This is a genomic window from Streptomyces cyaneochromogenes, from assembly GCF_003963535.1.
Lineage (GTDB): Bacteria > Actinomycetota > Actinomycetes > Streptomycetales > Streptomycetaceae > Streptomyces > Streptomyces shaanxiensis.
The window spans coordinates 7,865,456-7,892,374 of sequence record NZ_CP034539.1 but is presented as its reverse complement, the minus strand read 5'-3'; the positions used below and the strand labels follow the sequence as shown (position 1 = coordinate 7,892,374).

Annotated in this window: 23 protein-coding genes and 2 pseudogenes; 15 read left to right on the top strand and 10 right to left on the bottom strand. The window is 71.4% G+C overall.

The annotated features are described in order from the left end of the window. Window positions 1–115: 115 nt before the first annotated feature. The 4 genes from EJ357_RS35740 (at window position 116) to EJ357_RS35725 (ending at window position 5,276) form a co-directional block, all read left to right on the top strand. Window positions 116–1,495, top strand: a complete 1,380-nt coding sequence (locus EJ357_RS35740; RefSeq protein WP_126395812.1) for a DUF692 domain-containing protein — start codon at window positions 116–118, stop codon at window positions 1,493–1,495. 284 nt (window positions 1,496–1,779) lie between these two features. Further along, window positions 1,780–2,568: a DUF4142 domain-containing protein gene (locus tag EJ357_RS35735; RefSeq protein WP_126395811.1), complete on the top strand. Its 789-nt coding sequence runs from the start codon at window positions 1,780–1,782 to the stop codon at window positions 2,566–2,568. Between the two features lie 95 nt (window positions 2,569–2,663). Beyond that, window positions 2,664–3,479 carry a TIGR04222 domain-containing membrane protein gene (locus EJ357_RS35730; RefSeq protein ID WP_126395810.1) on the top strand — a complete coding sequence of 272 codons (816 nt, stop codon included), beginning with the start codon at window positions 2,664–2,666 and terminating at the stop codon, window positions 3,477–3,479. A gap of 126 nt (window positions 3,480–3,605) precedes the next feature. After that, complete coding sequence (locus EJ357_RS35725; RefSeq protein WP_126395809.1) at window positions 3,606–5,276, top strand: alpha/beta hydrolase; 1,671 nt, start codon at window positions 3,606–3,608, stop codon at window positions 5,274–5,276. Here EJ357_RS35725 and hemQ read toward each other — a convergent pair whose 3' ends face one another. Together hemQ and hemG are read right to left on the bottom strand one after the other, a co-directional pair. Then, on the bottom strand, window positions 5,277–6,008 hold the full coding sequence (hemQ, locus tag EJ357_RS35720; RefSeq protein ID WP_126395808.1) for a hydrogen peroxide-dependent heme synthase: 732 nt from the start codon (window positions 6,006–6,008) through the stop codon (window positions 5,277–5,279). A gap of 5 nt (window positions 6,009–6,013) precedes the next feature. Further along, the gene (gene hemG, locus EJ357_RS35715) at window positions 6,014–7,495 is read right to left on the bottom strand and encodes a protoporphyrinogen oxidase (RefSeq protein ID WP_126395807.1); all 1,482 of its coding nucleotides are present in this window, start codon (window positions 7,493–7,495) and stop codon (window positions 6,014–6,016) included. A 186-nt stretch (window positions 7,496–7,681) separates the two neighbouring features. Here hemG and EJ357_RS35710 point away from each other — a divergent pair, with 186 nt between their 5' ends. After that, complete coding sequence (locus EJ357_RS35710) at window positions 7,682–8,683, top strand: DUF4349 domain-containing protein (protein ID WP_126395806.1); 1,002 nt, start codon at window positions 7,682–7,684, stop codon at window positions 8,681–8,683. A 27-nt stretch (window positions 8,684–8,710) separates the two neighbouring features. Then, window positions 8,711–10,123 carry an FAD-dependent oxidoreductase gene (locus EJ357_RS35705; RefSeq protein WP_126395805.1) on the top strand — a complete coding sequence of 471 codons (1,413 nt, stop codon included), beginning with the start codon at window positions 8,711–8,713 and terminating at the stop codon, window positions 10,121–10,123. Between the two features lie 92 nt (window positions 10,124–10,215). Here EJ357_RS35705 and EJ357_RS35700 read toward each other — a convergent pair whose 3' ends face one another. After that, on the bottom strand, window positions 10,216–10,548 hold the full coding sequence (locus EJ357_RS35700; RefSeq protein WP_175647637.1) for a hypothetical protein: 333 nt from the start codon (window positions 10,546–10,548) through the stop codon (window positions 10,216–10,218). A 125-nt stretch (window positions 10,549–10,673) separates the two neighbouring features. Between EJ357_RS35700 and EJ357_RS35695 the strand changes: the two genes are divergently transcribed. Continuing rightward, window positions 10,674–11,498 carry a rhomboid family intramembrane serine protease gene (locus EJ357_RS35695; protein ID WP_126395804.1) on the top strand — a complete coding sequence of 275 codons (825 nt, stop codon included), beginning with the start codon at window positions 10,674–10,676 and terminating at the stop codon, window positions 11,496–11,498. Between the two features lie 15 nt (window positions 11,499–11,513). Here EJ357_RS35695 and hemE read toward each other — a convergent pair whose 3' ends face one another. Beyond that, a complete protein-coding gene (hemE, locus tag EJ357_RS35690) occupies window positions 11,514–12,569 on the bottom strand; it encodes a uroporphyrinogen decarboxylase (protein WP_126395803.1) in 1,056 nt (351 codons plus the stop codon). Window positions 12,570–12,673: 104 nt separating this feature from the next. Between hemE and EJ357_RS35685 the strand changes: the two genes are divergently transcribed. The 3 genes from EJ357_RS35685 to EJ357_RS35675 all read left to right on the top strand — a co-directional run bounded on the left by EJ357_RS35685 (window position 12,674) and on the right by EJ357_RS35675 (window position 15,737). After that, complete coding sequence (locus EJ357_RS35685; protein ID WP_126395802.1) at window positions 12,674–13,351, top strand: DUF3000 domain-containing protein; 678 nt, start codon at window positions 12,674–12,676, stop codon at window positions 13,349–13,351. Window positions 13,352–13,561: 210 nt separating this feature from the next. Further along, entirely contained in the window at window positions 13,562–14,224 is a 663-nt protein-coding gene (locus tag EJ357_RS35680; RefSeq protein WP_126395801.1) for a response regulator transcription factor, read from the top strand. A 223-nt stretch (window positions 14,225–14,447) separates the two neighbouring features. After that, on the top strand, window positions 14,448–15,737 hold the full coding sequence (locus tag EJ357_RS35675) for a ribonuclease D (RefSeq protein ID WP_126395800.1): 1,290 nt from the start codon (window positions 14,448–14,450) through the stop codon (window positions 15,735–15,737). 13 nt (window positions 15,738–15,750) lie between these two features. Here EJ357_RS35675 and EJ357_RS35670 read toward each other — a convergent pair. Continuing rightward, window positions 15,751–15,978 (bottom strand): annotated as a pseudogene (locus tag EJ357_RS35670) (carbohydrate ABC transporter permease); the annotation flags it as partial. On the opposite strand from EJ357_RS35670, the pseudogene EJ357_RS49670 reads away from it, so the two are divergent. From EJ357_RS49670 to EJ357_RS35655, 3 genes and pseudogenes are all read left to right on the top strand, one after another. Beyond that, window positions 15,967–16,149, top strand: a pseudogene (locus EJ357_RS49670) (LacI family transcriptional regulator); the annotation flags it as partial. The pseudogenes EJ357_RS35670 and EJ357_RS49670 sit on opposite strands and share 12 nt — an antisense overlap. 186 nt (window positions 16,150–16,335) lie before the next feature. Continuing rightward, a complete protein-coding gene (locus EJ357_RS35660) occupies window positions 16,336–17,562 on the top strand; it encodes a thiolase family protein (RefSeq protein WP_126395799.1) in 1,227 nt (408 codons plus the stop codon). Then, window positions 17,559–19,685: a 3-hydroxyacyl-CoA dehydrogenase NAD-binding domain-containing protein gene (locus EJ357_RS35655; protein ID WP_126395798.1), complete on the top strand. Its 2,127-nt coding sequence runs from the start codon at window positions 17,559–17,561 to the stop codon at window positions 19,683–19,685. The genes EJ357_RS35660 and EJ357_RS35655 overlap by 4 nt, the downstream gene beginning before the upstream one ends. A gap of 60 nt (window positions 19,686–19,745) precedes the next feature. Here EJ357_RS35655 and EJ357_RS35650 read toward each other — a convergent pair whose 3' ends face one another. Next, window positions 19,746–20,138 carry a hypothetical protein gene (locus EJ357_RS35650; protein WP_126395797.1) on the bottom strand — a complete coding sequence of 131 codons (393 nt, stop codon included), beginning with the start codon at window positions 20,136–20,138 and terminating at the stop codon, window positions 19,746–19,748. Between the two features lie 51 nt (window positions 20,139–20,189). After that, a complete protein-coding gene (locus EJ357_RS35645) occupies window positions 20,190–21,206 on the bottom strand; it encodes a hypothetical protein (protein ID WP_126395796.1) in 1,017 nt (338 codons plus the stop codon). A gap of 98 nt (window positions 21,207–21,304) precedes the next feature. Here EJ357_RS35645 and EJ357_RS35640 point away from each other — a divergent pair, with 98 nt between their 5' ends. Both EJ357_RS35640 and EJ357_RS35635 read left to right on the top strand, forming a co-directional pair. Continuing rightward, entirely contained in the window at window positions 21,305–22,195 is an 891-nt protein-coding gene (locus tag EJ357_RS35640; RefSeq protein ID WP_126395795.1) for an NAD(P)-dependent oxidoreductase, read from the top strand. Between the two features lie 90 nt (window positions 22,196–22,285). After that, window positions 22,286–22,657 carry a PIN domain-containing protein gene (locus EJ357_RS35635; protein WP_126395794.1) on the top strand — a complete coding sequence of 124 codons (372 nt, stop codon included), beginning with the start codon at window positions 22,286–22,288 and terminating at the stop codon, window positions 22,655–22,657. Between the two features lie 72 nt (window positions 22,658–22,729). Here the strand turns inward: EJ357_RS35635 and EJ357_RS35630 are convergent, their stop codons facing one another. The 3 genes from EJ357_RS35630 to dxs form a co-directional block, all read right to left on the bottom strand. Next, window positions 22,730–22,915: a hypothetical protein gene (locus tag EJ357_RS35630; protein WP_175647636.1), complete on the bottom strand. Its 186-nt coding sequence runs from the start codon at window positions 22,913–22,915 to the stop codon at window positions 22,730–22,732. Between the two features lie 146 nt (window positions 22,916–23,061). Further along, window positions 23,062–24,585 carry an amino acid permease gene (locus EJ357_RS35625; RefSeq protein ID WP_126395793.1) on the bottom strand — a complete coding sequence of 508 codons (1,524 nt, stop codon included), beginning with the start codon at window positions 24,583–24,585 and terminating at the stop codon, window positions 23,062–23,064. Window positions 24,586–24,790: 205 nt separating this feature from the next. Next, window positions 24,791–26,719, bottom strand: a complete 1,929-nt coding sequence (gene dxs / locus EJ357_RS35620; protein WP_126395792.1) for a 1-deoxy-D-xylulose-5-phosphate synthase — start codon at window positions 26,717–26,719, stop codon at window positions 24,791–24,793. Between the last annotated feature and the right edge of the window lie 200 nt (window positions 26,720–26,919).

The following is a 26,919-nucleotide window of genomic DNA, read 5'->3' as shown; positions in this document are numbered from 1 at the left end:
GCTCTGAAGGTGTCCGCCCCGGGGTTCGGGCCGAGCCTGCGGGGCCATACCCCCGTCACGTCCGGCACGTCCGAGAGACGGGACAGCGGGTACGGAAGAGGCCGAGGAGGGGACGATGGAGCGACTGGGCACGGGGATCGGGTGGCGTCCGGAGATCGCGGACGCGGTGGAGCGCATGCCGGGCATCGACTGGGTCGAGACCGTCGCCGAGAACGTCTGTCCGGGGCATCTTCCCGAGTCGCTGGTACGGCTGCGGGAGCGTGGGGTGACCGTGATCCCGCACGGCGTCTCGCTCGGCCTGGGCGGCGCGGAGCGGCCGGACGCCGGGCGGCTGGCCGCGCTCGCCGAGCGCGTTCAGGCGCTGGGGTCGCCGCTGGTCACCGAGCACATCGCGTTCGTACGGGCCGGCGGTCCGCTGACCGCGTCCCCGCGGCTGGAGGCGGGACACCTGCTGCCGGTGCCGCGCACGCGGGACGCCCTCGACGTGCTGTGCGAGAACATCCGCATCGCCCAGGACGCGCTGCCCGTGCCGCTCGCCGTGGAGAACATCGCCGCGCTCATCTCGTGGCCGGGCGAGGAGATGACCGAGGGGCAGTTCCTGTACGAACTCGCCGACCGTACGGGCGTACGGCTGCTCATCGACGTCGCCAACCTGCACACCAACCACGTCAACCGGGGCGAGGACCCGGCCAAGGCGCTCGCGGAGCTGCCGCTGGAGGCCATCGCGTACGTCCATGTCGCGGGCGGCTTCGAACGCGACGGCGTCTGGCACGACAGCCACGCACACCCGGTCGCCCAGCCGGTCCTCGACGTCCTGACCGACCTCGCGTCCCGGGTGTCCCCGCCGGGCGTCCTGCTGGAGCGCGACGAGAACTTCCCCGAACCGACCGAACTGGAACGGGAGTTGGGGGCGATTCGGGAGGCGTTGGAGAAGGGGGCCGGGGAACGGGTCGCCTGTGCGGCCGACAGGACCTCCGCCCAGGGCACCTCACCGCAGGCAGCGCTCAAGGAACCGGAGGCACCGCGCGAGGAAGAGGCAGCGCGCGAGGAAGGCGCCGCGCAGACCGGCGCCGTCACCGACCCCGCCCGGCAGCGACTGGCCCTCGCCCAGGCCGCCCTGCTGTCCGCCCTCGTCGCCGGGACGCCGGTGCCCGAGGGGTTCGACCGGGTGCGGCTGGGGGTGCAGGCGCGGGCGCTCGCCGGGAAGCGGGCGGACGTCGTGGCGAAGGTCGCGCCGGAGTTGCCGGTGATCCTGGGGAGCGGGTACCGGCGGGCCTTCCTCGCCTACACGCACGGGCACCCGATGACCGACGGCTATCGGCGCGACGCGCTGGACTTCGCCGGGTATCTGCTGACCGAGGGACGGCTCGAAGACGCGCGGGTGCGGGCGGAGTTGCGGGAGTGGTGGCTGGAGCGGTCGGGGCCGAGGCCGCGGTCGCGGCGACCGGGGGTACGGCTGGCGCGGGCCACGCGCCGGGTGCTGCTGCGGCGCTGAGCGCACTGCGCGTACGCCTTCCGCCCCTCCTCGACCGGACGCCGTCGCCCTGCGAGTGTGCGTGGATTAACAGCCTGGCCGCACAGCACCGTCGAAGCGACCGCTTCGCCCGGATTTACCCCGAGACGCCCCCCACACCCACTCCCCTATTCGCCCGTTTCGACCCCCGTTTACAACCATTCACCCCTGTACGGCAGTTGGCGTAGCACCCGCAGTACCCCGAAGTAATATGCCAACCCAACCCTCGAAGCGCACTAACGTGCGGTGCCGCAACAGGAGGCACCATGCGACCGCGACCACCCATCAAAGGCCGAGGCATCTTCAGCGGCACCGGGCTCATCATCACGGGCCTGACGGCGACGCTGCTGGCGATGATCTTCCCGATCTGGTCGTACGCCGACCGGTCCGGGACCGGTTTCGACGTGCTGAACGCCGAGACCGTCTCGACCGGCTACGGGCCGCTGTCCGCCCTCGACCGCGACTTCATCACGAAGGTCCGGCTGGCCGGGCTGTGGGAGTTGCCCGCCGGTCAGCAGGCCGGGCTGAAGGGCACGACGCCGGCCGTACGGACGGCCGGCGAGCACCTCATCGAAGGGCACACGTTCCTGGACGAGCGGGTGCGCGACGTCGCCTCCAGGCTCAGCCTCGAACTGCCCAACGAGCCCACCGAACAGCAGCAGGAGTGGCTGGCGACCCTGGACTCGGCCCAAGGCGTCGAGTACGACCGGCAGTTCGCCAACATCCTGCGGCTGGCGCACGGCAAGGTGTTCTCCGTCGTCGCCCAGGTGCGGGCCAGTACGCGCAACTCCCTCGTCCGCGAGCTCGCCGATGACGCCAACTCGACCGTGCTGGACCACATCACGGTCCTGGAGGCCACCGGCTACGTCGACTTCGACGCCCTGGCCCAGGACATGGTCGCGGGCAGCACCCCTCCGCTCACCCCCGCCCCGGCCCCGCCCGGTCCGACCCTCGACCCCGCTCCGGCCGTCCCGGTGACCCCGTCCCCGTCGCCGACGTACACACTGCCCCCGGCGGCGACCAGCCGCCCACCGGAGAGTTCCGGCAAATCCTGAAAAGCGCCCCGAAACCGCAACCAGTATTTGAGGAACCCCTACGCCGAGCAACCAAGTCCGCGAGAGCGGCGGCGGTTCAGCCGCAAAATGGGGGCATGTTCTGGGTGGTTCTTCTGCTGCTGGCGTGGGCCGTCGCGGGCACGGCGTGTACGCGGCTGTGCCTGGCCGCCGTACATGCCGCGGCCATGGACGCGAACGAAGTGACGGCAGGCCAAGGACGCGATCTGACGCTGTACGAGGCCGCGTTCCTCTCGGGCGGCCCCCGGCGGGTCGCGGACCTGACGCTCGTCTCCATGGCGCGGCAGCGGCGGCTGCTGCTCGCGCACACCGGCTGGGCGACGGTGGTCGATCCGCGCGGCCGGGACGAGATGGAGCGCTCGGTGATAGGGGCCATCGGGCCGGAGGGCCAGTCCCGGATCGAGCCGGTGCGGGACGCGGCGGCCGCCGCCGACGCGGTGGGCAGCCTGGGCGACCGGCTGGTCAGCGCGGGGCTCGCCGTGCCCGACGGGGCGCGCGGCGGCGTCGCGTCGGCGATCCGGCAGGTGCGGCTCGCCGCGCTGTTCGTCCTGGCGCTGGGGGCCCTCGCCCTGCTGGCGCCGGCCCAGTCGGACATGCCGGCGCATCTGGTCGCCCTCTGGTTCGCGCTCCCCTTCGTGGTCACGCTGAGCTGCCTCGCCATCGCCCGGATGGAGATCCACCCGTACGCGCGGTGGGCCTCCCCGGCCGGACAGCGGCTGCTCAGCACCCTGGTCCGGCGCTCGGGGGGCGGGGACGACCGTACGTATCTCACCTCCGTCGCGGTGCGGGGCGTACGGGCGATCGACGAGCCGGACCTGCGCGCCGCCTTCGCGCACCGCGAGCCGCACCATGAGCGCTCCACCGACGCGGCTGACGGCACCGGCGGTCACTGACGACGGCAAGGGCAGTCGATGACGCATCGGGGGCATTGACGCCGACACCGGCAGGCGGTGCTTGCCTTCATCAACAGACGAACGAAATATCCCTTTTGTTGCTGCCGTGCACTGAAGGGATACGCGATGAGAGCTCCAGCCCTCTACTCGGTTGCCGGAGCCCTGCTCCTGACCGCCCTCTCCACCGCCCCGGCCGGCAGCACCACGGCCGCGGCCCCGCGGGCGGACGTGCGGGACGGCACGGCGGTGGCCGCCGCGCGCGCCGCGGCGTCCGGCATCACCTTCGGCGCCTGTCCCAAGAAGCTGGAGTTGCCGGACGACGTGAAGTGCGGCACGGTGTCCGTCCCGCTCGACTACGCGGATCCCCACGGCAAGCAGATCCGACTCACCGTCAGCCGGATGCAGGCCACGCACAAGGACCCGCACAACAGCAAGCGCCGGGTCCCGCGGCAGGGCGCCCTGGTCTACAACCCGGGCGGGCCGGGCGCGTCCAGCCTGCACTTCCCGCTGATCGGTGTCCTGCCCGCGTGGAAGCGACTGGCGGGAGCGTACGACCTGGTCGGCTACGCCCCGCGCGGGGTGGGGCCGTCCGCGCCGATCTCCTGCGAGAACCCCAAGCAGTTCTTCAAGGGCGCCACGCACCTGCCGACATACCCCTCCGAGCCCTACAAGCGGGAGCGCATCGCACGGGCGAAGGCATACGCGCGCGGCTGCGCCGAGCGCACCGGCAGCGCGCTGCAGCACTACAATTCCCTCAACAACGCCCGTGACCTGGACGTCCTGCGCGCCGCGCTGGGCGAGAACAAACTGACGTTCATGGGCGCGTCGTACGGCACCTACTTCGGCGCGCTGTACGCGACCCTGTTCCCCTCACACGTGCGGCGGATGGTGTTCGACTCGGCGGTGAACCCGGACCCGAGGCAGATCTGGTACCGCAGCAACCTCCTGCAGTCGGCCGCGTTCGAGGGGCGGTGGGCGGACTTCCGGCAGTGGGTCGCCAAGCACCACGCCGTCTACGGCCTCGGGGCCACCCCCGACCAGGTACTGCGCGCCTACGAGAAGGTACGGGCGCGGCTGGCCGTGGAGCCGGCCGGCGGAAAGGTCGGGACCGGGCAGTTGCAGGAGGCGTACCTGCAGGTCGGGTACTACGACGACTACTGGCCCGCGCGGGCGCAGGCGCTGTCGGCGTACCTGAAGGGCGACCCGAAGCCGCTGATCGAGCTGGCCGCGCCGGCGACGGAGTCCGCGGCCGAGGAGGAGAACACGAACGCGGTCTACACCGCCGTGGAGTGCAACGACGCGCCCTGGCCGACGGACTGGGCGGTCTGGGACCGGGACAACACCCGGCTCGCGCGCGTGGCGCCGTTCGAGACCTGGGACAACGCGTGGATGAACCTGCCGTGCGCCTACTGGCAGATGCCCCGGCAGCAGCCCCTCGACGTGCGGACCGGGCCGGGTGAGGTGCCGCCGGTGCTGATCCTGGCAGCCGAGCGGGATGCCGCCACGCCGTACGAGGGGGCGCTGGAGATGCAGCGGCGGCTGTCGGGCTCGGTCCTGGTCACCGAACGGGACTCGGGCACGCACGGCATCGCGTACGGCCCGAACGCCTGCGTCAACGGATACATCGACGCGTATCTGCTGTCGGGGCGTCTCCCGGAGCGGCGGGCGGCGTGCGAGGGGCACCCGGAGCCCAAGCCGGAGCGCCCGCAGGACCGCAGGGCGAAGAAGCTGAGCAAGCAGACCGAGACGAAGCCGGGCGGCCGTCCCCAGGACACCGCCGCCCGGCTCCCGCACTGATCAGGCGAGCCCGGCGACCAGCTCGGCGACCGTCTTGCGGCGCCCGGTGTAGAACGGCACCTCTTCGCGGACGTGCATCCGGGCCTCGGAGGCCCGCAGGTGGCGCATGAGGTCGACGATGCGGTAGAGCTCGTCGGCCTCGAAGGCCAGCAGCCACTCGTAGTCGCCCAGCGAGAACGAGGCGACCGTGTTGGCGCGGACGTCGGGGTAGCCGCGGGCCATCTTGCCGTGGTCGGCGAGCATGCGGCGGCGGTCCTCGTCGGGCAGCAGGTACCAGTCGTAGGAGCGCACGAAGGGGTACACGCTGACGTAGTTGCGCGGCGTCTCGTCGGCGAGGAACGCCGGGATGTGCGAGCGGTTGAACTCGGCGGGGCGGTGCAGCGCCATGTTCGACCAGACCGGCTCCAGGGCGCGGCCCAGCTTGGTGCGGCGGAAGAGGTTGTACGCCTCCTGCAGCTGGTCGCTGGTCTCGGCGTGCCACCAGATCATGAGATCGGCGTCGGCGCGCAGCCCGGACACGTCGTACGTGCCGCGGACCGTCACATCCTTGGCGGCGAGCTGGTCGAACAGCTCCTGGACCTCGTCGGCGTAGCCCGCGCGGTCCTCGGGGAGGACGTCCTTCAGCTTGAAGACGGACCAGAGGGTGTAGCGGATGACCTCGTTGAGGTCCTTGGCCAGCTTGCCCTTGTTCGGGATCCTGCCGGACTCGGTGGTGGAGGCGTCGTCACTCATGTCCCCTATTCTCCCGCTCCGCCGTGCAGACTCTGCACCGGGTTGGCGGTGAGCTCCTGCACAGCGCTCAGGTCACCGTGGATCTGGTCCACCGCGGCGTACGCGCTCGCGATGCACGCCGGGATGCCCACGCCGTCGTACTGCGCCCCGCACACCGCGAGGCCGGGCAGCTTGGCGACGTGCTCGCGGATGCGGGCCACGCGCGCGTGGTGGCCGACGGGGTACTGGGGCAGGCCGTCGGTCCAGCGGGTGACGCGGGTTTCGACGGGCGTGGCGTCGAGGCCGGTCGCGGCCCTGAGGTCGTGCCGGGAGACGTCCACCAGCCGGGCGTCGTCCCGTTCCAGGATCTCCGTCTCGCCGTAGCGCCCCACGGAGGTGCGCAGGACGACGACGTCCGGGTTCTCGTCGGCGATCCAGCCCCACTTCTGGGAGGCGAACGTCGACGCCTTGATGGTGCGCCCGTCGACCGGCGGCACCAGGAAGCCGCTGCCCGCGGGAAGGTCGGTGCCGGCGCGCCGGTAGGCGAGGGTGACCAGGGCCATCGAGGCGTACTCGATGCCGTCCAGTTCGGTGGCGGCCTCGGGGGCCTCGGCGCGCAGCAGCCCGGCGGCGGCCGAGGCGGGCACGGCGACGACGACCGCGTCGGCGTGCAGCACCCGGTCGCCGGTGACGACGCGCCACCCGACCGAAGCCTCGCGACGCAGCTCCGTCACCGGGGCGCCGGTGACGATCTCGCCGCCCCGCGCGCGGACCGACTCCGCGACGGCGAGCGGGAGAGAGCCCACCCCGCCCTCGATGCCCATGAACACCGGCCCGGTCTGCTGATTGGCAGCGGCCCTGGCCTGGATCTCGCGGACTGCCTCGGTGATCGAGTCGTGGGTCTGCGCGGCCTGGAAGAGCTGCGGGACCGCCGAGCGCATCGAGATGCGGTACGCGTCGCCCGCGTAGACGCCGCCCAGCAGGGGCTCGACCAGGCGGTCGACGACCTCGCGGCCGAGGCGCGCCGCGACGTACTCGCCCACCGCCATGTCGTCGCCGACCTCCGTGCGGGGCAGGTCGGCGTCGCGCTCGATGCGGGCCAGGCCCTCGTCGGACAGGACGCCGCGCAGGGCGGCCGCGGTGCCGGGGACGCCCATGACGTGCCCCTTGGGCATGGGGCGCAGGGCGCCGCGGGTCCAGATCGAGGCGGTCGCGGTGGCGGGCGGCTGGAGGCGCTCGTCGAGGCCCACCTCGCGGGCGAGGGCGACCGCCTCGGGGCGGCGGGCCAGCATCGACTCGGCGCCGAAGTCCACGCGCGCGCCCGCGATCTCCCCGGGCAGCAGCTTGCCGCCGACCCGCTCCGAGGCCTCCAGGACGGTCACACGTCTGCCGTCGGCCAGCAGCCGGTGGGCGGCCGCCAGCCCGGCGATCCCGCCGCCGATGACGACGGCATGGCCGTGCCCCGCAGGGCCGTCCGCGGTGCGTGTGTCCTCGCTGTGCTCGCGCATGATCCCACTCTCTCAAACGCCGCTGACAGCGCCGCCGGGGCCGTACCGTTCACGGCGCGCACCACCCCGTGTGCCCGCTCCGAGTCCCGACCGTGACCTCATCGGGACCGTTTCCCTCCAACGTTCGGACCGCCCCCGGCGTCGAAGGAGCATCAGTCGCGACGACGACCCTCGGGGGTACACCACATGCGCACACGACGTTCCGTACGACCCGTCCGGGCCCTGGCCGGCCTGGCGCTGGCCGCCGCGCTCGCGCTCACCGGATGCAGCGGCGCGAGCGACTCGGCCGGCTCCAACAAGGCCGCCGCGGACGAGGCCGCCCAGGCGGCGGAGCCGCAGGCGAGTGCGGGGCAGGGTGCCCCGGGCAGCGGCTTCGGCGGCGGGAAGGCCGCGCCGGCCAAGGTCGCCGCGAGCCACATCATCCGTACGGCCTCGCTGACCGTGCAGGTCAAGGACGTGCCGAAGGCCCTGGACGAGGCCCGTGCCACCACCGAGGACGCGGGTGGCTACGTCGGCAACGAGACCACCACACGCGACGAGGAGGGCCACGAGCGCACCCGCGTCGTCCTGCGCGTGCCCGTCGACAGGTACGCCGACGTGCTCACCGAACTGGAGGGCGCGGGCAAGCTGGTCGAGCGCAGCGCCAAGGCGCAGGACGTCACCGACCAGGTCGTCGACGTGGAGAGCCGTATCAAGTCGCAGCGCGCCAGCGTCGCCCGGATTCGCGAGCTGATGGACCAGGCGACCAGGCTCAGCGACGTGGTCACGCTGGAGGGCGAGCTGAGCACCCGTCAGGCCGACCTGGAGTCGTTGCTCGCCCAGCAGGCGTCCCTGAAGGACCGCACCAGCCTGGCGACGATCACCCTGACCCTGTCGGAGACGCCGGTGAAGAAGGTCGCGAAGGACGACGACCCCGGCTTCCTGGACGCGCTCGCGGGCGGCTGGGGCGCGTTCGTGACGATGCTGCGCTGGATCGCGGTGGCGTTCGGCGCGGTGCTGCCCTTCGCGGCGGTGGCGGCGCTGATCGTGCTGCTGTGGCTGAAGGTCCTGCGGCCCCGCCTGCCCGGTCGCCCGGCCACCGCGCCCGCGACGACCGCGATGGGCCCGCTGCCGACCGCGCACCCGGCACCCCGGCCCACGCGCGCGGGGGACGAGGGCGGCCGCGAGCAGGGCGGCGGGCAGGACTGAAATGCCCGGCGCTCGTAGCGTGTTCGCATGAGCATGAGCGCTGCGAGGGATGTGTCGGGTACGCGAGAGCGACTGGTCGTGATCGGCGGCGACGCCGCGGGAATGTCCGCGGCGTCGCAGGCACGGCGGCTGAAAAGCCCCGAGGAGCTGGAGATCGTGGCGTTCGAACGCGGCCACTTCACCTCCTTCTCGGCCTGCGGCATCCCGTACTGGGTGGGCGGCGACGTCCCCGACCGCGACCGGCTGATCGCCCGTACGGCCGAGGAGCACCGCGCGCGGGACATCGACCTGCGCATGCGGACGGAGGTCATTCGGATCGACGTGGCCGGCGGCCGGGTACGCGCGCGTGACATCGACTCCGGTGCCGAGTACTGGACGTCGTACGACAAACTCGTGATCGCGACCGGCGCCCGCCCGATCCGCCCCGACATGCCGGGCGCCGACGCCCCCGGTGTCCACGGTGTGCAGACCCTGGACGACGGCCAGGCCCTCATCGACACGCTGACACGCACGCGTGGGCGGCGCGCGGTGGTGGTCGGCGCCGGGTACATCGGCGTCGAGATGGCCGAGGCGCTCATCAACCGCGGCTACGAGGTGACGGTCGTCAACCGTGGCAGCGAGCCCATGTCCACGCTCGACGCGGACATGGGCCGGCTGGTGCACGAGGCCATGGAGGGCCTGGGCATCACGATGGTCAACGACGCCGAGGTCACCAAGATCCTCACGGGTGACGACGGCAGGGTCCGCGCGGTGGCCACGCAGGACGCCGAGTACCCGGCCGACGTGGTCGTCCTCGGCATCGGAGTCCGCCCGGAAACCACCCTGGCCAGGCAGGCCGGCCTCCCCATCGGCGACCACGACGGCCTGCTGACCGACCTGGCCATGCGCGTACGCGGCCACGAGAACATCTGGGCCGGCGGCGACTGCGTGGAGGTCCTCGACCTGGTCTCCGGCCGCGAACGCCACATCGCGCTCGGCACCCACGCCAACAAACACGGCCAGGTCATCGGCACGAACGCGGCAGGCGGCTACGCCACGTTCCCCGGCGTGGTCGGCACGGCCGTCAGCAAGGTCTGCGACCTGGAGATCGCCCGCACCGGCCTGCGCGAGAAGGACGCGCGCAGGGCGGGCCTGCAGTACGTGACGGCGACGATCGAGTCCACGAGCCGCGCCGGCTACTACCCCGACTCGGCTCTGATGACGGTCAAGATGCTCGCGGAACGCCGCACAGGCCGACTGCTGGGCGTCCAGATCGTCGGCCGGGAGGGCGCGGGCAAGCGGGTCGACATCGCGGCGGTGGCGTTGACGGCCGGGATGACGGTGGAACAGATGGTGTCCCTGGACCTGGGTTACGCACCCCCGTTCTCACCGGTGTGGGACCCGGTTCTGGTGGCAGCCAGGAAGGCCGCAAAGGCGGTACATGCCGGCACTTCCCAGTAGACGGCGCGGGCAACGCCTCAAGGGGCGCGGGGAACTGCGCGACCAGCCACAACGGACCCGCGGCCGCTCGAACAACCGCCCCCCTACGGCGATTACGCGCTGCCGTTGATCCTCTCGATCGCCTGCCGAGCCTGCTCGGCCGGCGGCCGCGAAGGCAACGAGGACACGGAGGCACTCACACTCGGCGGCATGGCGGCAGCGGGCTGCTCACCCGCCGGCTTCGCATGCGCCGCGGCCGGCCGAGCCGACCGCAACCGATGGCTGACGGCCTCGTCCAACGTCACCGGCCGCTGCATCTGCGTCGCGAGCCGCCCCGCCTCCTGGCCCAGCCGCGCGACGTCCTCCCAGGGCAGCCGCACCACCAGGGCGATCTCGGCCTCCCCGTCGGGCAACGCGTGAATCGGAGGATTAACTCGGTCGTTCATCGCCTGTTCCTCACGTAGTCCCCGCGACCCGCCTTCCCCGTGCCGCGGGCGGTTGCCGACACATACGCACGCGGCCGCGGCCACGTTCACCGATTTGCCGCACGCATCCCGGGCAGATACCTGTCGTGGTCATCCCCGTCCATGACGTGAACCCGGTCCGCCGCACCCCTTGGGTGACTTACGCGCTGATCGCCGCGAACGTCCTCGTCTTCCTGTCCATGCCCGGCATAGCCGGCTCCGTGGCCGGTGAGAGCAGCCTGGCCCAGCTGTGCCGTCTGCACGCGTTCCTGGACCACTACGCGGCGGTGCCGAGGGAGTTGATCCACGACCAGTTGCCCGGGTCGGTCCCCACGGGCGAGGTGGCCGTCGGCGCGCAGGGCCCCGGCTGTGTGATCGGTGCGCCGGACTACGCCAAGTCCCCGGTGCTGTCGGTCTTCACCGCGCTGTTCCTGCACGGCAGTTGGCTGCACCTGCTCGGCAACATGCTCTTCCTGCTGATCTTCGGCAACAACATCGAGGACCGCATGGGCCATGTGCGGTACTTGCTCTTCTACGTCGTCTGCGGCTACGCGGCGTCGTACGGCTTCGCGTTCCTCAACGACGACTCCGCCGACCCGCTGATCGGCGCGTCCGGGGCGATCGCGGGGGTGCTGGGCGCCTATCTCGTGCTGTATCCGAAGGCCAGGGTCTGGGTCCTGGTCCCGTTCCTGATCTTCCTGCCGCTGCGGTTGCCGGCCTGGCTGGTGCTCGGGTTCTGGTTCGGGCTGCAGGCGGCGTACTCGTCCGGTGAGGGCCTCACGGACGCGGGCACCGTGGCGTACGCGGCGCACATCGTGGGCTTCCTCGCGGGCATGCTGCTCGCCTGGCCGCTCAAGGCGGGCACGCCCCCGCCGCCGGAACCGCGCGGTCTGCTGTTCGGCAGGAAAGCCCGGCCCCGGCACACCTGGTGAGCCCCGGAGAACGGCCTAGCGGGCGGTCTGCGTGTGGACGTACTCCACGAGCCGGGTCAGCGCGTCCGGGTCGGTGGACGGCATGACGCCGTGGCCGAGGTTGAAGACATGGCCCTCGAGCTTCGCGGCGGTGTCGAGGACCTCCCGGGTCTTCGCCTCGACGGCCTCCGTGCCGGCGAACAGGACGGTCGGGTCGAGGTTGCCCTGGAGCGCCTTGCCGGGGCCGACCCGGCGGGCGGCCTCGTCGAGCGGGACGCGCCAGTCGACGCCGACGACGTCCGCGCCGGCCTCGCCCAGCAGCTTCAGCAGTTCACCGGTGCCGACGCCGAAGTGGATGCGGGGGACGCCGTATCCGGCGACCGCGGCGAAGACCTTGGCGGAGTGCGGCATCACCGAGTTCGTGTAGTCGGCCGGGGAGAGCGCGCCGGCCCACGAGTCGAACAGCTGGACCGCGCTCGCGCCCGCCTCGATCTGCACCTTCAGGAAGGCGGCCGTGATCTCCGCGAGGCGGTCGAGCAGGTCGGCCCAGAGCTCGGGGTCGCCGTACATCATCGCCTTGGCGTTCTCGTACGTGCGGGACGGGCCGCCCTCGACGAGGTAGCTCGCAAGGGTGAAAGGCGCGCCGGCGAAACCGATGAGCGGGGTCGAGCCGAGCTCGGCGGTGAGCAGGCCGATCGCCTCGGTGACGTACGAGACGTCCTCGGGGGTCAGGTCGCGCAGTTGGGCCAGGTCGGCGCGGGTGCGGATCGGCTTCTCGACGACCGGTCCGACGCCCGGCCTGATGTCGAGGTCGATACCGATGGCCTTGAGCGGCACGACGATGTCGCTGAAGTAGATCGCCGCGTCCACGTTGTGCCGGCGCACGGGCTGCAGGGTGATCTCGGTGACCAGTTCGGGCCGCATGCACGACTCGAGCATCGGGATGCCCTCGCGCACCTTGCGGTACTCCGGCAGGGAGCGCCCGGCCTGCCGCATGAACCACACGGGCGTGTGCGGCACGGGTTCGCGCCTGCACGCCTTGAGGAAGGCGGACTCGTACGTGGCTGACGGCGGCGTCTGGTTGGCACTCACGGGGGCAAGTCTCGCACGGCCTCACCGGGCCCGGCTCGGGGGTCGCCGTGTTGTCCGGGTGTCCCTCCCTGCACGAAGCCCCCGTTCCCTTTAATCTTCCCGGCATGGCTGCGGCTCAGGGAAGACTGTCGGACGGCACTGGCGGAATGGATGACGCGAAGGAGGCCGGGGAGGGGGACCGGCATTCGCACAATACGGCTCCACCGGCTTTCCGGGCCGCTGTCGAGGCTCTGCGCGCCGCGCGTCTGCGCCCGCAGATCGAGGTCGAGCAGACCAAGGCGCCCCAGCGCCTGGCCCCGTACGCGTACGCGCTGGAGGCCGCTGTCGTCGACGGCGACCAGGATCTGGCCGACGGCCGGCTGGTGCTGCTGCACGACCCGGCGGGGCACGACGCCTGGCGGGGTGCCTTCCGGCTGGTGACCCTGGTGCGCGCGGAACTGGAGCCGGAGATGGCCGCCGACCCGCTGCTGCCGGACGTCTGCTGGTCCTGGCTGACCGGCGCGCTCCAGGCGCGCGGGCTGGCGTACGGCGAACCGAGCGGCACCGTCACGCGCGCCAGTTCCCACTACTTCGGCGGCCTGTCCGAGCGCCCGGCGGCCTCGCAGATCGAGATCCGCGCCTCCTGGACGCCGCGTGAGGGCCTGGGCGGCGTTCCGGACACCGCGGCCCATCTGGCGTCCTGGTGCGACCTGCTCGCCCAGGTCGCGGGGCTGCCGCCGGCGGGGCCGGGCGACGCGTCGGTGGTGACGCTGCCGCAGCGCCGTGATCCACAGTCCCGCTGACCGCCACCGGCTTGACCGTCACTTTGTCGATACGGCCACTTTCGGTCAGGAACAGCCTTCGATCGAAGCTTCATGCTCACTGAACGATCGACCACGTGTCTGAATTGCCCGATTGTTACTAACTAAATCGTGATCTTTCCCTAAAGGGCCATGGGTTTAGTGCCGAAGACGACTGTGACCTTGAAGTCGTCCCCGCACCCAGGAGGCCTGGTGTCCGTTCTCCTCGAGCAGCCTGCAAGCCTGGTCGCCTACCGCCCGAACAAGCCGACCGCCATGGTGGTCGTGGCCGATCCCCGCGTCCGCTCCACCGTGACCCGCCACCTGTGGGCGCTCGGTGTGCGCGATGTCATCGAGGCCTCGTCCATCGCGGAGGCTCGTCCCCGCATCGGCAACCCCCGCGACATCTGTGTCGCCGACGTCCACCTGCCCGACGGCTCCGGCCTCACCCTCCTGTCGGAGACCCGCGCCGCGGGCTGGCCCAACGGCCTCGCCCTCTCCGCCGCCGACGACATCGGCGCCGTCCGCAACGCCCTCGCCGGCGGTGTGAAGGGCTACGTCGTCACCGGCACGCGCACCAACGTCGGGCTCCCCACCCGGCCCGGTGCCGCCCCCATCGGCTCCGCCGCCGCCCGTATGCACCGTCGCCACCCGGGTGCCCCGAGCCACCCGGGCGGCTACCGCGAGCTCTCCGGTCGTGAGGTCGAGGTGCTGCGACTGGTGGCGGAGGGCCAGTCGAACAAGGCGATCGGCGTCTCGATGGGCCTGTCCGCGCTGACCGTCAAGAGCCACCTCGCCCGGATCGCCCGCAAGCTGGGCACCGGCGACCGCGCCGGCATGGTCGCCGTGGCCCTGCGCACCGGGATCATCCACTGAAGGTCCGACCGAAACCGCATGAGCCGCATCCCACCTATGTGAACGCTTGATCATTCACTGACGTGAACGGGATCGGCCGCCTGCCGGGCCGCTGATCCCTTCCCGCGTCCTCACCTGTCGTGAACCGGACCTTTCGCTTACCTGACTGGTTTACGACCCTCAGGCGCCCGCCGACGGAACGTTCCGTCGGCGGGCGCTGTCCATACACAGATACCCTTGACATGTGACCGACGCCCAAGAGACCGCAGCAGACAGTTCACTGCGAACCACCGGAGGCGCCCCTCCGGACGACGGCGGATCTTCTGTTACGGAGGCGCCGATCCCTTTGCTGGAGCCCCGCGAGGGCATTCCGCCCGTGATCGCCGACGAGGCCGCCCTCACCGAGGTGATCGCCGCCTTCTCCGCGGGCTCGGGCCCGGTCGCCGTCGACGCCGAACGCGCGTCCGGCTACCGCTACGGTCAGCGCGCCTATCTGGTGCAGCTGCGCCGCGCGGGCGCGGGGTCCGCGTTGATCGACCCCGTGGCCTGCCCCGATCTGTCGGGACTCGGCGAGGCGCTGTCGGGCGTGGAGTGGGTGCTGCACGCGGCCACCCAGGATCTGCCCTGTCTGCGCGAGATAGGCATGGTGCCGAGCCTGCTGTTCGACACCGAGCTGGCCGGGCGGCTCGCCGGGTTCCCCAGAGTGGGCCTCGGCGCGATGGTCGAGGGCGTGCTCGGGTTCGTCCTGGAGAAGGGCCACTCGGCCGTCGACTGGTCGACCCGGCCGCTGCCCGAGCCGTGGCTGCGGTATGCGGCGCTGGACGTCGAGCTGCTCGTGGACCTGCGCGACGCGCTGGAGAAGGAGCTGGACCGGCAGGGGAAGCTGGAGTGGGCGCGACAGGAGTTCGAGGCGATCGCGGCCGCGCCGCCCGCCGAGCCCCGCAAGGATCCCTGGCGGCGGACGTCCGGGATGCACAAGGTGCGGCGGCGTCGGCAGCTGGGCGTGGTGCGGGAGCTGTGGCAGACGCGGGACCGGATCGCTCAGAAGCGGGATGTCTCGCCGGGCAAGGTGCTCAGTGACGCGGCCATTGTGGAGGCCTCGCTCTCCTTGCCGGCCAATGTGCATGCCCTTGCCGCGCTGAACGGTTTCGGGCATCGGATGGGGCGGCGACAGCTGGAGCAGTGGCAGGCCGCGGTGGACCGCGCGAAGGCGTTGCCGGAGTCGCAGCTGCCGGCGCCGGGCCAGCCGGTGACGGGGCCTCCGCCGCCGCGGGCGTGGGCCGACAAGGATCCGGTTGCCGCGGCTCGGCTGTCCGCGGCCCGGGCCGCTGTCTCCGCGCTCGCCGAGCAGCTCAACATGCCCCAGGAGAACCTGATCACTCCGGACACCGTGCGGCGGGTCTGCTGGGAGCCGCCGAAGGTGGTCGACGCCGACTCGGTCGCCGAGGCGTTGGCCGGTTACGGGGCTCGGGCCTGGCAGGTCGAGCAGGTCACGCCGGTTCTGGTGGCTGCCCTGTCCGCCGAGCCGACGTAGCACCCGCGGCACCTCACCGGGTCGCACCTCTCATGAAGCCGTCGTAGATGAACCGCTGCAGCAGCAGGAAGACGATCAGGGTCGGCAGGATCACCAGCACCGCTCCTGCCGAGATCGTTTCCCAGTGGGCGCCGAACGGGCCCTTGAAGCGGAACAGGGACGTCGAGATCACGCCAAGGTCTTCCGACGGCATGTAGAGGAACGGGATGCAGGAGTCGTTGTAGGTGGTGATGCCTCGCAGCTGTGCCGGCTGACGCATCCGACGCTGTCGGCGATGAGCCATGACGTGCACGGATTCGGGGCGGACGTGGCGCGGACCCTGTTCGGGGTGATCACGGGGGACGGGCCGGGATCGCATCCCGTACCCACTCCCGTGCTGACTCCGCGGGAGTCGACGGCGCCCCCGAGGTGAACGCCGAGGCGAACCGCGCGGGGAACCCCGGAACGACCCCCGAGGCGAACCTCGGGGTGTGACCTTCGCCGCTCCCGCCCCCAGGACTGTGCAGCTACGTTACCCGTAAGTAGCATGGGCACCTGAGCGCGCGCTCAGCGTGCCGCGCAGCAGTAGTGCCATCCCGCACCCTGGAGGAGAGCCATCGTGCCTCGTACCGTCAGGGACGTCGTCTTCGTAGACGGCGTCCGCACCCCGTTCGGCAAGGCGGGCCCGAAGGGCATCTACCACGAGACCCGCGCCGACGACCTCGTCGTGAAGGCGATCCGGGAGCTGCTGCGCCGCAACCCCGGTCTCGACCCCAAGAAGATCGACGAGGTCGCCATCGCCGCGACCACGCAGATCGGTGACCAGGGCCTGACCCTCGGCCGCACGGCCGGCATCCTCGCCGGTCTCCCCCAGTCGGTCCCCGGCTACTCCATCGACCGCATGTGCGCCGGCGCCCTGACCGCCGTGACGTCCGTCGCCGGTTCGATCGCCTTCGGCGCCTACGACGCCGTCATCGCCGGTGGTGTCGAGCACATGGGCCGCCACCCGATGGGTGAGGGTGTGGACCCGAACCCGCGGTTCGTCAGCGAGAAGCTGGTCGACGAGTCGGCGCTGTTCATGGGCATGACCGCCGAGAACCTGCACGACCGCTACCCGACGATCACCAAGCTGCGCGCCGACGAGTACGCGGTGCGCTCGCAGGAGAAGGCCGCCAAGGCGTACGCCAATGGCAAGATCCAGCAGGACCTGGTGCCGATCTCGGTGCGCCGCACCAACGCCGAGGCCGGTGAGACGGGCTGGGGCCTGGTCACCGCCGACGAGCCGATGCGCCCGGGCACCACGCTGGAGAACCTGACCGGCCTGAAGACCCCGTTCCGCGTCCACGGCCGGGTCACCGCCGGTAACGCGGCCGGTCTGAACGACGGTGCCACCGCGTCGATCATCGCGAGCGAGGACTTCGCCCGCGAGCACAACCTGCCGGTCAAGATGCGCCTCGTCTCCTACGCCTTCGCGGGCGTCGAGCCCGAGGTCATGGGCTACGGCCCGATCCCGGCCACCGAGAAGGCCCTCGCCAAGGCGGGCCTGTCCATCGAGGACATCAACCTCTTCGAGATCAACGAGGCCTTCGCGGTCCAGGTGCTCGCCTTCCTGGAGCACTACGGCATCGCCGACGACGACGCCCGCGTCAACCAGTACGGCGGCGCCATCGCCTACGGCCACCCGCTCGCCTCCTCCGGCGTCCGCCTGATGACGCAGCTGGCCCGCCAGTTCGAGGAGCAGCCGGAGGTCCGCTACGGCCTCACCACCATGTGCGTCGGCTTCGGCATGGGCGCCACGGTCATCTGGGAGAACCCGCACCACAAGGACGCCGGAGGCGACAAGTGAGCACCACCGAACTCCTGAAGGGCGCCGCCGAGCTCTTCCCCGACGAGGTCGTGACGTCCGCGCACGTACGCCACCTCGACCTGCCGTTCGGCGCCGGGCGCTTCGCGCTCATCACGCTGGACAACGGCTTCGACCACACCAAGCCGACCACCTTCGGCCCCCAGTCGCTGGCGAACCTCAACACCGCCATCGACCAGGTCGAGGCGGAGGCCGCGGCCGGTGACATCGTCGGCGTCGGCATCACCGGCAAGCCGTTCATCTTCGCGGTCGGCGCCGACCTCAAGGGCGTCGAGCTGCTGAAGGAGCACAAGGACGCGCTGGCCATCGGCAAGGGCGGCCACGAGGTCTTCAAGCGCCTGTCGGGCCTGGCCGTGCCGACCTTCGCGTACTACAACGGTGCCGCGATGGGCGGTGGCGTCGAGGTCGGTCTGCACTGCAAGTACCGCACCGTCTCCAAGGCGCTCCCGGCGTTCTCGCTCCCCGAGGTCTTCCTCGGCCTGGTGCCCGGCTGGGGCGGCTGCACGATCCTGCCGAACCTGATCGGCGCCGACAAGGCCGTCTCGGTGATCATCGAGAACAGCCTCAACCAGAACAAGCAGCTCAAGGGCCAGCAGGTCTTCGACCTGGGCATCGCCGACGCCATCTTCGAGGGCGCCGACTTCCTGGAGCAGTCGCTGATCTGGACGGCGAACGTCCTCAAGGGCGACATCGAGGTCGAGCGTCCGGTGATCGACCGCGGTGAGGCCTGGGACCAGGCCGTCGCCAAGGGCCGCTTCATCGCGGACTCCAAGGTGCACGGCGCCGCTCCGGCCGCCTACCGCGCCCTCGACATCATCGCCGCCGCCAAGAACGGCGACCTGCAGCAGGGCTACGACGCCGAGGACAAGGCGCTCGCCGACCTGATCATGGGTGGCGAACTGCGTGCCGGCATCTACGCCTTCAACCTGGTGCAGAAGCGCGGCAAGCGCCCGGCCGGCGCGCCGGACAAGAACCTGGCCCGCCCGGTCACCAAGGTCGGTGTCGTCGGCGCCGGTCTGATGGCCTCCCAGCTCGCGCTGCTCTTCCTGCGCCGCCTGGAGGTGCCGGTCGTGCTGACCGACATCGACCAGGAGCGCGTCGACAAGGGTGTGGGCTACGTCCACGCCGAGATCGAGAAGCTGCTCGGCAAGGGCCGTATCAACCAGGACAAGGCCAACCGCCTCAAGGCGCTGGTCTCCGGTGTCCTGGACAAGGCCGAGGGCTTCTCCGACGCCGACTTCGTCATCGAGGCCGTCTTCGAGGAGATCGGCGTCAAGCAGCAGGTGTTCGCGGAGGTCGAGGCGGTCGCCCCGGCGCACGCCATCTTCGCGACGAACACCTCCTCCCTCTCCGTCTCGGAGATGGCGTCGAAGCTGAAGAACCCCGAGCGGGTCGTCGGCTTCCACTTCTTCAACCCGGTCGCGGTCCTGCCGCTGCTGGAGATCGTCCGCGGCGAGAAGACGGACGACGCCTCGCTGGCCACGGCGTTCGCCGTCGCCAAGAAGCTGAAGAAGACCGCGGTCCTCACCAAGGACGCCCCGGCGTTCGTCGTGAACCGCATCCTCACCCGCTTCATGGGCGAGATCCAGAACGTCATCGACGAGGGCACGCCGGTCGAGGTCGCCGAGAAGGCCGTGGAGCCGCTCGGTCTGCCGATGTCCCCGCTGGTGCTCCTGGAGCTGGTCGGTCCGGCGATCGGTCTGCACGTCTCGGAGACCCTCAACCGGGCCTTCCCGGACCGCTTCACGGTCTCCCCGAACCTCGCGGCCGTCGTCAAGGCGGGCAAGCGCGGCTTCTACGTCTACGACTCCGGCAAGCCGGAGCTGGACCCCGAGGTCGCCGCGCTCCTGAAGCAGGGCGACTCCGTCCTCACCGAGGAGCAGGTCCGCGACCGCGTCCTGGACGCGGTGGCCCAGGAGATCGGCCTCATGCTCGACGAGGGCGTCGTCGCCGAGGCCCAGGACATCGACCTCTGCCTGATCACGGGCGCCGGCTGGCCCTTCCACCTGGGCGGCATCACGCCGTACCTGGACCGCGAGGGTGTCTCCGAGCGCGTGAACGGCAAGAAGTTCCTGGCGCCGGGCGTGGCGAGCGTCCCCGCGTAAGCGCTCCGCTGTGACCGCCGGTGCCCCGCACGCCTCCGGGTGTGCGGGGCACCGGCGTTCTCAGTCGCCGGTCGCGCGCCGGTCCTCCACATGGACGACCCGCAGTTCCGTGCCGTCCCGGTGGCGCTTGGTGCGGCCGTGGATGCCAACGGCCAGGTGCGACGGATCGACGGGTTCGTCGGGGGCGACGTGGGTGACGACGTCCGGGTGATGGCTGGTGACCAGCCAGCCCAGGTCGTCCTTGAGGGTGAGCACGTTGAAGTCACCGGCCGGGGAGCCCACGTTCACCGGGCCGAACTCGCCGAGAATCCCTGAGGCCTGTCCCGCGAGGTCGTCCCCCGGCTCCTTCAGCACCACGCAGGTGCCGTGCTCGAAGAGCACCCAAGAGGTCCCGGAGGGCGCCAGGATCCGCCGCCAGACCTCGACCAGGCTTTCCGTGCTTTCCGCGTCCATGAGGGTCATCCTGACGCAGGCGCGGCCGAACAGTCCTGCGAATTGCGTCCGCTAGACCGCCCGCCATGCCTCCAGCGCCAGCCCCGCTTCGTCCTTGCGCCGGGTGACGAGCAGTTGCCCCGTCGACGGCGACAGCGTCGCCGCCACCACCCGCTCGTCCTCGTCCAGCGCCAGCGCCACCACCGCGTCCGCCGGCAACTGCGGCCCGGACTCGGTCCACCACGCGCCCGCCGACTCCTGCTCCGTCGGGTACGCGGCGAAGGCGACGCGACCGCTCGCCGAGCGCTGGGCGAGCAACGTGCAGTCGTGGCCGTCGAGTTCACAGCGGATCGCGGACACCGGGCCGGGTCCGGCGGAGGCCAGCAGGGTCACCGGCTTGGTGCCCGGGCGCCAGGCGCACAGGTCGCCGGAGTCGTCGGCGTAGAAGAGGGTGGTGCGCTCGGCGGAGGTGGCCAGGGCGTGCAGGGTGCCCGGGCGGACCGGGGTCTGCATCGCCTCCTCCAGGACCGGCACGCTGCCCGGCTTCTCCTGGCGCCAGTGCAGGACGGCACCGGGGACGGCCGCGTACAGCTCGACGAGCCCGCACTCCCCCGTCACGGCGGCGAGGCGGTCGTCGACCTCACGGCCCTTGAGGTCACGCCACGGGCCCCAGCCGCCGACCTCCTTCTGGCCGCGCATGCTCACGCCGCCCGCCTTGTTGCGGACGAAGACATGGGCCCGCCCCTGCGCGTCGACCGTGACGGCCGGTGTGCCGGTGCGGTCTCCGGCGCTGTCCGGGTGGCCGATGGAGATCCAGTCCAGGGCGGCCAGGCGCGGCCGGAAGTGCGTGGAGTGCACGAGGCCCGCCTCGCCCGCCTTGGTGGGACGCCAGGCGGCCAGATGGGCGTAGTCGTCGGCGCCCTGGCCGACCGCGGGGCCGGGCCGCAGTTTCTGCTCGCCGCCGACCTTGCGCGGGGGTTCCCAGGGGCCGCCGGGTCCGAGTTCCGCCCGGCACAGGACCGCGTCGTCGGTCGGCAGATAGACGCTGAGGCGGCCGTCGCGGCCGCGGATGAGCCAGTCGCCGTTCACCGGTTCACTCTATTCGGGGTCGGCGCGCCGCCACGGCCCGGCCCCGGGCAAGCTGGATCACAGCAGCAACGTCCGTACGAGAACAGGAAGTCGACGTCATGACCGACAAGCTCACCGTGAGCGTCCTGGGCACCGGCATCATGGGCGCCGCGATGGCCCGCAACCTCGCCAGGGCCGGACACACGGTCCGCGCCTGGAACCGCACCCGCGCCAAGGCCGAGCCCCTGGCCGCCGACGGCGCGTTCGTCGCCGACACGCCCGCCGAGGCGGTCCAGGGCGCCGACGTCGTCCTGACCATGCTGTACGACGGCCCCGCGACGCTGGACGTCATGCGCGAGGCCGCGTCCGAGCTGCGCTCCGGTGCCGCCTGGGTCCAGTCGACGACCGCCGGCATCGAGGCGATCCCCGACCTGGCCGCCTTCGCCCGGCAGCACGGCCTCGTCTTCTACGACGCCCCGGTGCTCGGCACCCGCCAGCCCGCCGAGGCCGGCCAGCTCACGGTGCTGGCGGCGGGGCCGGTCGCCGGGCGGGAGACGGTGACGCCGGTGTTCGACGCCGTCGGCGCCCGTACCGTGTGGACCGGCGAGGACGGCGGGGCGGCCACCGCCACGCGGCTGAAGCTGGTCGCCAACAGCTGGGTGCTCGCGGTGACCAACGCGGCCGGAGAGGTGCTGGCCCTCGCCAAGGCCCTCGACGTCGACGCCCAGCGCTTCTTCGAGGTGATCGACGGCGGCCCGCTCGACATGGGCTACCTGCGGGCCAAGACCGGCCTGGTGCTGAACGGCGGGCTGACCCCGGCCCAGTTCGCGGTGAGCACGGCGGCGAAGGACGCACGGCTCATCGTGGAGGCGGGCGAACGGCACGGAGTACGCCTGGACGTGGCCGAGGCGAGCGCGCAGCGCTTCGAGCGGGCGGCTGCACGGGGGCACGGGGAGGAGGACATGGCGGCGGCGTACTTCGCGAGCTTCGAGGAGGACGGGGACGCCTGAGCCCGCCGGCTTCGGCAGGGCGGCAAGGGCCGGTAGCGGGCGGTCGCCGTAGGGCCAGTGCCCCCATGACCGCCGTGCGACCCTTGCCCCATGAACGATGACGTCCCCCTGCTCGTGATCGTCGACGCCGCGAATGTCGTCGGGTCGGTGCCCGACGGGTGGTGGCGGGACCGGCGCGGGGCCGCGGAGCGCTTGCGGGACCGGCTGGCGGTGGACGGTGTGCCCGGTCGGGCGGGACCCGTGGAGCTCGTACTCGTGGTGGAGGGGGCCGCCCGGGGCGTGGAGTCCGTGCCGGGCGTCCGCGTGGAGGCCGCCGCCGGAAGCGGGGACGATCACATGGTCGAGCTCGTCGCCCGGGCCGACGGACGGCCCTGCCTGGTGGTGACCGCGGACCGGGAACTGCGCCGGAGGGTGACGGATTTGGGGGCGGAGGTGGCTGGGCCGCGTACAGTGCGGCCCTAGCGACTTCTGTACGCCGCTGCCGCACACCGACTCGGTACGGCCGCGCCCAGCCGCGCCGGTCTCCCGGCCCCGTCAGCGCGGCGGCCGGCGGCTGGGCACCGGCCGCCAGGACCCGCACCGACGCCAGCGATCCGGACCCGCTACCGCGAGAACGGCCTCGTACAGCCGCGGCACCGGCGGCGGCTTGCGGTCGGCGACCGTCTCGTACGGCGCTCCGCCCTCGCCCTGCGTCGGCAGCCGCGCCTGTACGGCCTGCACGGCGGGACAGCCCCCGTCGAGGCTCCGCAGCGGCCGGGCGAAGCAGGGGCTCGGGGTGAACGCCGTCCGGCCCCGCGGCCCTGTTCAAGCAGGGCATGCGGGGCCGGAGAGTCGGGTGGCGGCAATCCGTCGAACGCCGGTTCCGGCTACGGAATGTCTCCCTTCGGCGGCTTCATGACCTCGTCGACGGTGGTCTCCTCGTGTCGGCCGAGGCGGCTGTGGGAGCGGCCGTAGATGAAGTACACGACGAAGCCGACGGCCATCCAGATGGCGAACCGCACCCAGGTCTCGGCCGGCAGGTTGATCATCAGCCACAGCGAGGCGAGCACCGACAGGATCGGCAGGACCGGCACCCACGGGGTGCGGAACGACCGCTCCAGGTCGGGGCGGGTCTTGCGGAGGATGATCACGCCGATGGCCACGACGACGAAGGCGAACAGGGTGCCGATGTTCACCAGGGCGGCGAGTTCGGTCAACGGGGTGAAGCCGGCGAGGACCGCGATGATCACGCCGAGCAGGATGGTCGGCCGGTGCGGGGTCTTGAACCGCGGGTGGACGCGGGAGAAGAAGCGCGGCAGCAGTCCGTCGCGGCTCATCGCGAAGAAGACGCGGGTCTGGCCGAGGAGCAGGATCATGCAGACCGTCGTCAGGCCGACGGCGGCGCCGAAGCTGATGAAGCCCGCGAACCAGGGATGCCCAGTGGCTTTGAAGGCGTCGGCGAGCGGGGCGTCCACGGACAGCCTGCTGTAGTGCTGCATGCCCGTGACCACGATCGACACGGCGACGTACAGCGTGGTGCAGATGAGCAGGGAGCCGATGATGCCGCGCGGCATGTCGCGCTGCGGGTTCTTGGTCTCCTCGGCGGCCGTCGCCACGACGTCGAAGCCGATGAAGGCGAAGAACACGACCGAGGCGGCGGTGAAGATGCCCATCACGCCGAAGTTGGAGGGCGCCCAGCCGAACATGAGCTGGATCAGCGGGGCGTCGAGATTGCTGCCGGCGTCCACCGTCTGGGTCTTCGGGATGAACGGGTCGTAGTTGTCACCGTCGATCAGGAACGCGCCGGCGATGATCACGGTCAGGACGACGGTCACCTTGATGGCCACGACCAGGGACGTGATCCGCGCGGACAGCTTCATGCCCAGTACGAGGATGAAGGTGAGGACGAGGACCAGCGCGGCGGCGAGGATGTCGAAGCCGAAGGCGTCGGCCCCCTCTCTGCTGCCCAGGGCCGCGGGCATCTCCCAGCCCGCGTTGTCCATGAGCGACTGGACATAGCCCGACCAGCCGACGGCCACCACCGCCGTACCGAGCGCGAACTCCAGGACCAGGTCCCAGCCGATGATCCAGGCGGGCAGTTCGCCCAGGGAGGCGTAGGAGAACGTGTACGCGGACCCGGCGACCGGGACCGTGGACGCGAACTCGGCGTAACAGAGTGCGGCCAGCGCGCAGGCGACGCCGGCCGCGACGAACGCCAGGGCCACCGCGGGACCGGCGTTGTTCTTCGCGACGGTGCCGGTGAGCACGAAGATGCCGGTGCCGATGATCACGCCGACGCCGAAGACGGTCAGGTCCAGGGCGGACAGGGACTTCTTGAGCGCGTGCTCTGGCTCCTCGGTATCGAGGATGGACTGCTCGACTCTCTTCGTCCGGAAGAGTGTGCTGCTCACGGTCATACCTCCCACGCTTGTCGTCCTCGACATGATCGAGAGGGGGCGTGGTACGCATGCCCCGGCACGGGCGGATTCACACAGATGGGCCGGTTTCGCCACCATCATGAGTGGCCAACCGGCCCATCCGGCCGTACCGGTGTTGTCAGTCCCCGGCGGACTCGGTCCCGGGAGCTCCGTCCCGGGAGCTCCGTCCCTGGCTGACTCAGTCCCTGGCCGGCTCCACCGAGTCGACCTCGGCCGCCGTACGGTCGAAGCGGCCGTCCAGCTTGGCGACCAGTCCGGTGACCTGGCGGGCGATGTCGGGGGCGGTGAGGCCGATCTCGGCCATCACCTCGGCGCGCGAGGCGTGGTCGAGGAAGCGCGGCGGGATGCCGAAGTCACGCAGCGGGACGTCCACGCCCGCGTCGCGCAGGGCCTGTGCGACCGCCGAGCCGACACCGCCGACGCGGCTGTTGTCCTCGACGGTGACGACCACGCGGTGCCGCTCGGCCAGCGGGGCCATGGCCTCGTCCACCGGCTTGACCCAGCGCGGGTCGACGACGGTGGTGGTGATGCCCTGCTTGTCGAGGAGCGAGGCGATGTCCAGGCACATGGGGGCCAGCGCGCCGACGGAGACGAGCAGGACGTCGGGCGTGTCCGTCCCCGGCTCACGCAGCACGTCCATGCCGCCCACCCGGCCCACCGCGGGTACGGCGGGGCCGACGGCGCCCTTGGAGAAGCGCACGACGGTCGGCGCGTCCTCGACCTCGACGGCCTCGCGCAGCTGCGCCCGCACCTGGTCGGCGTCGCGCGGGGCGGCGAGCCTGAGGCCGGGCACGACCTGGAGGATCGACATGTCCCACATGCCGTTGTGGGAGGCGCCGTCGGTGCCGGTGACGCCGGCCCGGTCGAGCACGAAGGTGACACCGCACTTGTGCAGGGCCACGTCCATGAGGACCTGGTCGAAGGCACGGTTCAGGAAGGTGGCGTAGACGGCGAAGACGGGATGCACCCCGCCCGTCGCCAGGCCGGCGGCGGACACGGCGCCGTGCTGCTCGGCGATGCCGACGTCGTAGATCCGGTCCGGGAAGGTGTCCGCGAACTTCTTCAGGCCGACCGGCTGCAGCATCGCCGCGGTGATCGCCACGATGTCCTCGCGCTCCTTGCCGAGCTTGACCATCTCGTCGCCGAAGACGGACGTCCAGTCGGCACCCGAGGCCTTGATCGGCAGGCCGGTGTCGGGGTGGATGGGGCCGATGCCGTGGAAGCGGTCGGCCTCGTCCTGGAGGGCGGGCTGGTAGCCGCGGCCCTTCTCGGTGAGGCAGTGCACGATGACCGGCCCGCCGAACCGCTTGGCCCGGGCCAGCGCCGACTCCAGCGCCTCGATGTCGTGTCCGTCGATCGGCCCGACGTACTTCAGGCCGAGGTCCTCGAACATGCCCTGCGGCGCGATGAAGTCCTTGAGGCCCTTCTTGGCGCCGTGCAGGGTCTCGTAGAGCGGCCTGCCGACGACGGGCGTGCGGTCGAGGATGTCCTTGGTCCGGGCGAGGAAGCGCTCGTACCCGTCGGTCGTCCGCAGCGTGGCGAGGTGGTTGGCGAGACCGCCGATGGTCGGCGCGTACGACCGCTCGTTGTCGTTGACGACGATGACGAGCGGGCGGTCCTTGGCCTCGGCGATGTTGTTCAGCGCCTCCCAGGCCATACCTCCGGTCAGCGCGCCGTCGCCGATGACGGCCACGACGTGGTCGTCGCGTTTGCGCAGCTGGTTGGCTTTGGCGAGGCCGTCGGCCCAGCCGAGGACGGTCGAGGCGTGCGAGTTCTCGATGACGTCGTGCTCGGACTCGGCCTGCGAGGGATAGCCGGACAGGCCGCCCTTCATCTTCAGCTTGCTGAAGTCCTGGCGGCCGGTGAGGAGCTTGTGGACGTAGGACTGGTGGCCCGTGTCCCAGAGCACCTTGTCCTTCGGTGAGTCGAAGACCCGGTGCAGGGCGATGGTCAGCTCCACCACACCGAGGTTGGGGCCGAGGTGGCCGCCGGTCTTGGAAACCGCGTCGACCAGGAAGGTCCGGATCTCCTCCGCCAGCTGGTCCAGCTGCTCCGGGCTGAGCCGGTCCAGATCGCGCGGTCCCGTGATGCGGGTCAGCAGCGGCACCCGTGCCTCCTTGCAGTAGAGCTGTTCGAGCTGTTGCCGGGCTCGTCGAGTCTAATGTTCCGGCTCGGCGGAAGGTTCCCGGCCCACCCGTCGTACATCACGCAATCGGCTCTACCCAGTGACACCCGGTACTACAACGCCGAGAAGGGGCGCGGGGAACTGCGCGACCAGCCCACACGGACCGGTACCCGCCAGCTCAC

Coding starts and splice junctions, on each gene's coding strand:
- EJ357_RS35740 (WP_126395812.1), top strand. CDS start 116: ATGGAGCGACTGGGCACGGGGATCGGGTGGCGTCCGGAGATCGCGGAC.
- EJ357_RS35635 (WP_126395794.1), top strand. CDS start 22,286: ATGAACGATGACGTCCCCCTGCTCGTGATCGTCGACGCCGCGAATGTC.
- EJ357_RS35685 (WP_126395802.1), top strand. CDS start 12,674: ATGGCTGCGGCTCAGGGAAGACTGTCGGACGGCACTGGCGGAATGGAT.
- EJ357_RS35640 (WP_126395795.1), top strand. CDS start 21,305: ATGACCGACAAGCTCACCGTGAGCGTCCTGGGCACCGGCATCATGGGC.
- hemG (WP_126395807.1), bottom strand. CDS start 7,495: ATGCGCGAGCACAGCGAGGACACACGCACCGCGGACGGCCCTGCGGGG.
- EJ357_RS35700 (WP_175647637.1), bottom strand. CDS start 10,548: ATGAACGACCGAGTTAATCCTCCGATTCACGCGTTGCCCGACGGGGAG.
- EJ357_RS35705 (WP_126395805.1), top strand. CDS start 8,711: ATGAGCATGAGCGCTGCGAGGGATGTGTCGGGTACGCGAGAGCGACTG.
- EJ357_RS35650 (WP_126395797.1), bottom strand. CDS start 20,138: ATGGACGCGGAAAGCACGGAAAGCCTGGTCGAGGTCTGGCGGCGGATC.
- EJ357_RS35710 (WP_126395806.1), top strand. CDS start 7,682: ATGCGCACACGACGTTCCGTACGACCCGTCCGGGCCCTGGCCGGCCTG.
- EJ357_RS35735 (WP_126395811.1), top strand. CDS start 1,780: ATGCGACCGCGACCACCCATCAAAGGCCGAGGCATCTTCAGCGGCACC.
- EJ357_RS35730 (WP_126395810.1), top strand. CDS start 2,664: ATGTTCTGGGTGGTTCTTCTGCTGCTGGCGTGGGCCGTCGCGGGCACG.
- hemQ (WP_126395808.1), bottom strand. CDS start 6,008: ATGAGTGACGACGCCTCCACCACCGAGTCCGGCAGGATCCCGAACAAG.
- EJ357_RS35725 (WP_126395809.1), top strand. CDS start 3,606: ATGAGAGCTCCAGCCCTCTACTCGGTTGCCGGAGCCCTGCTCCTGACC.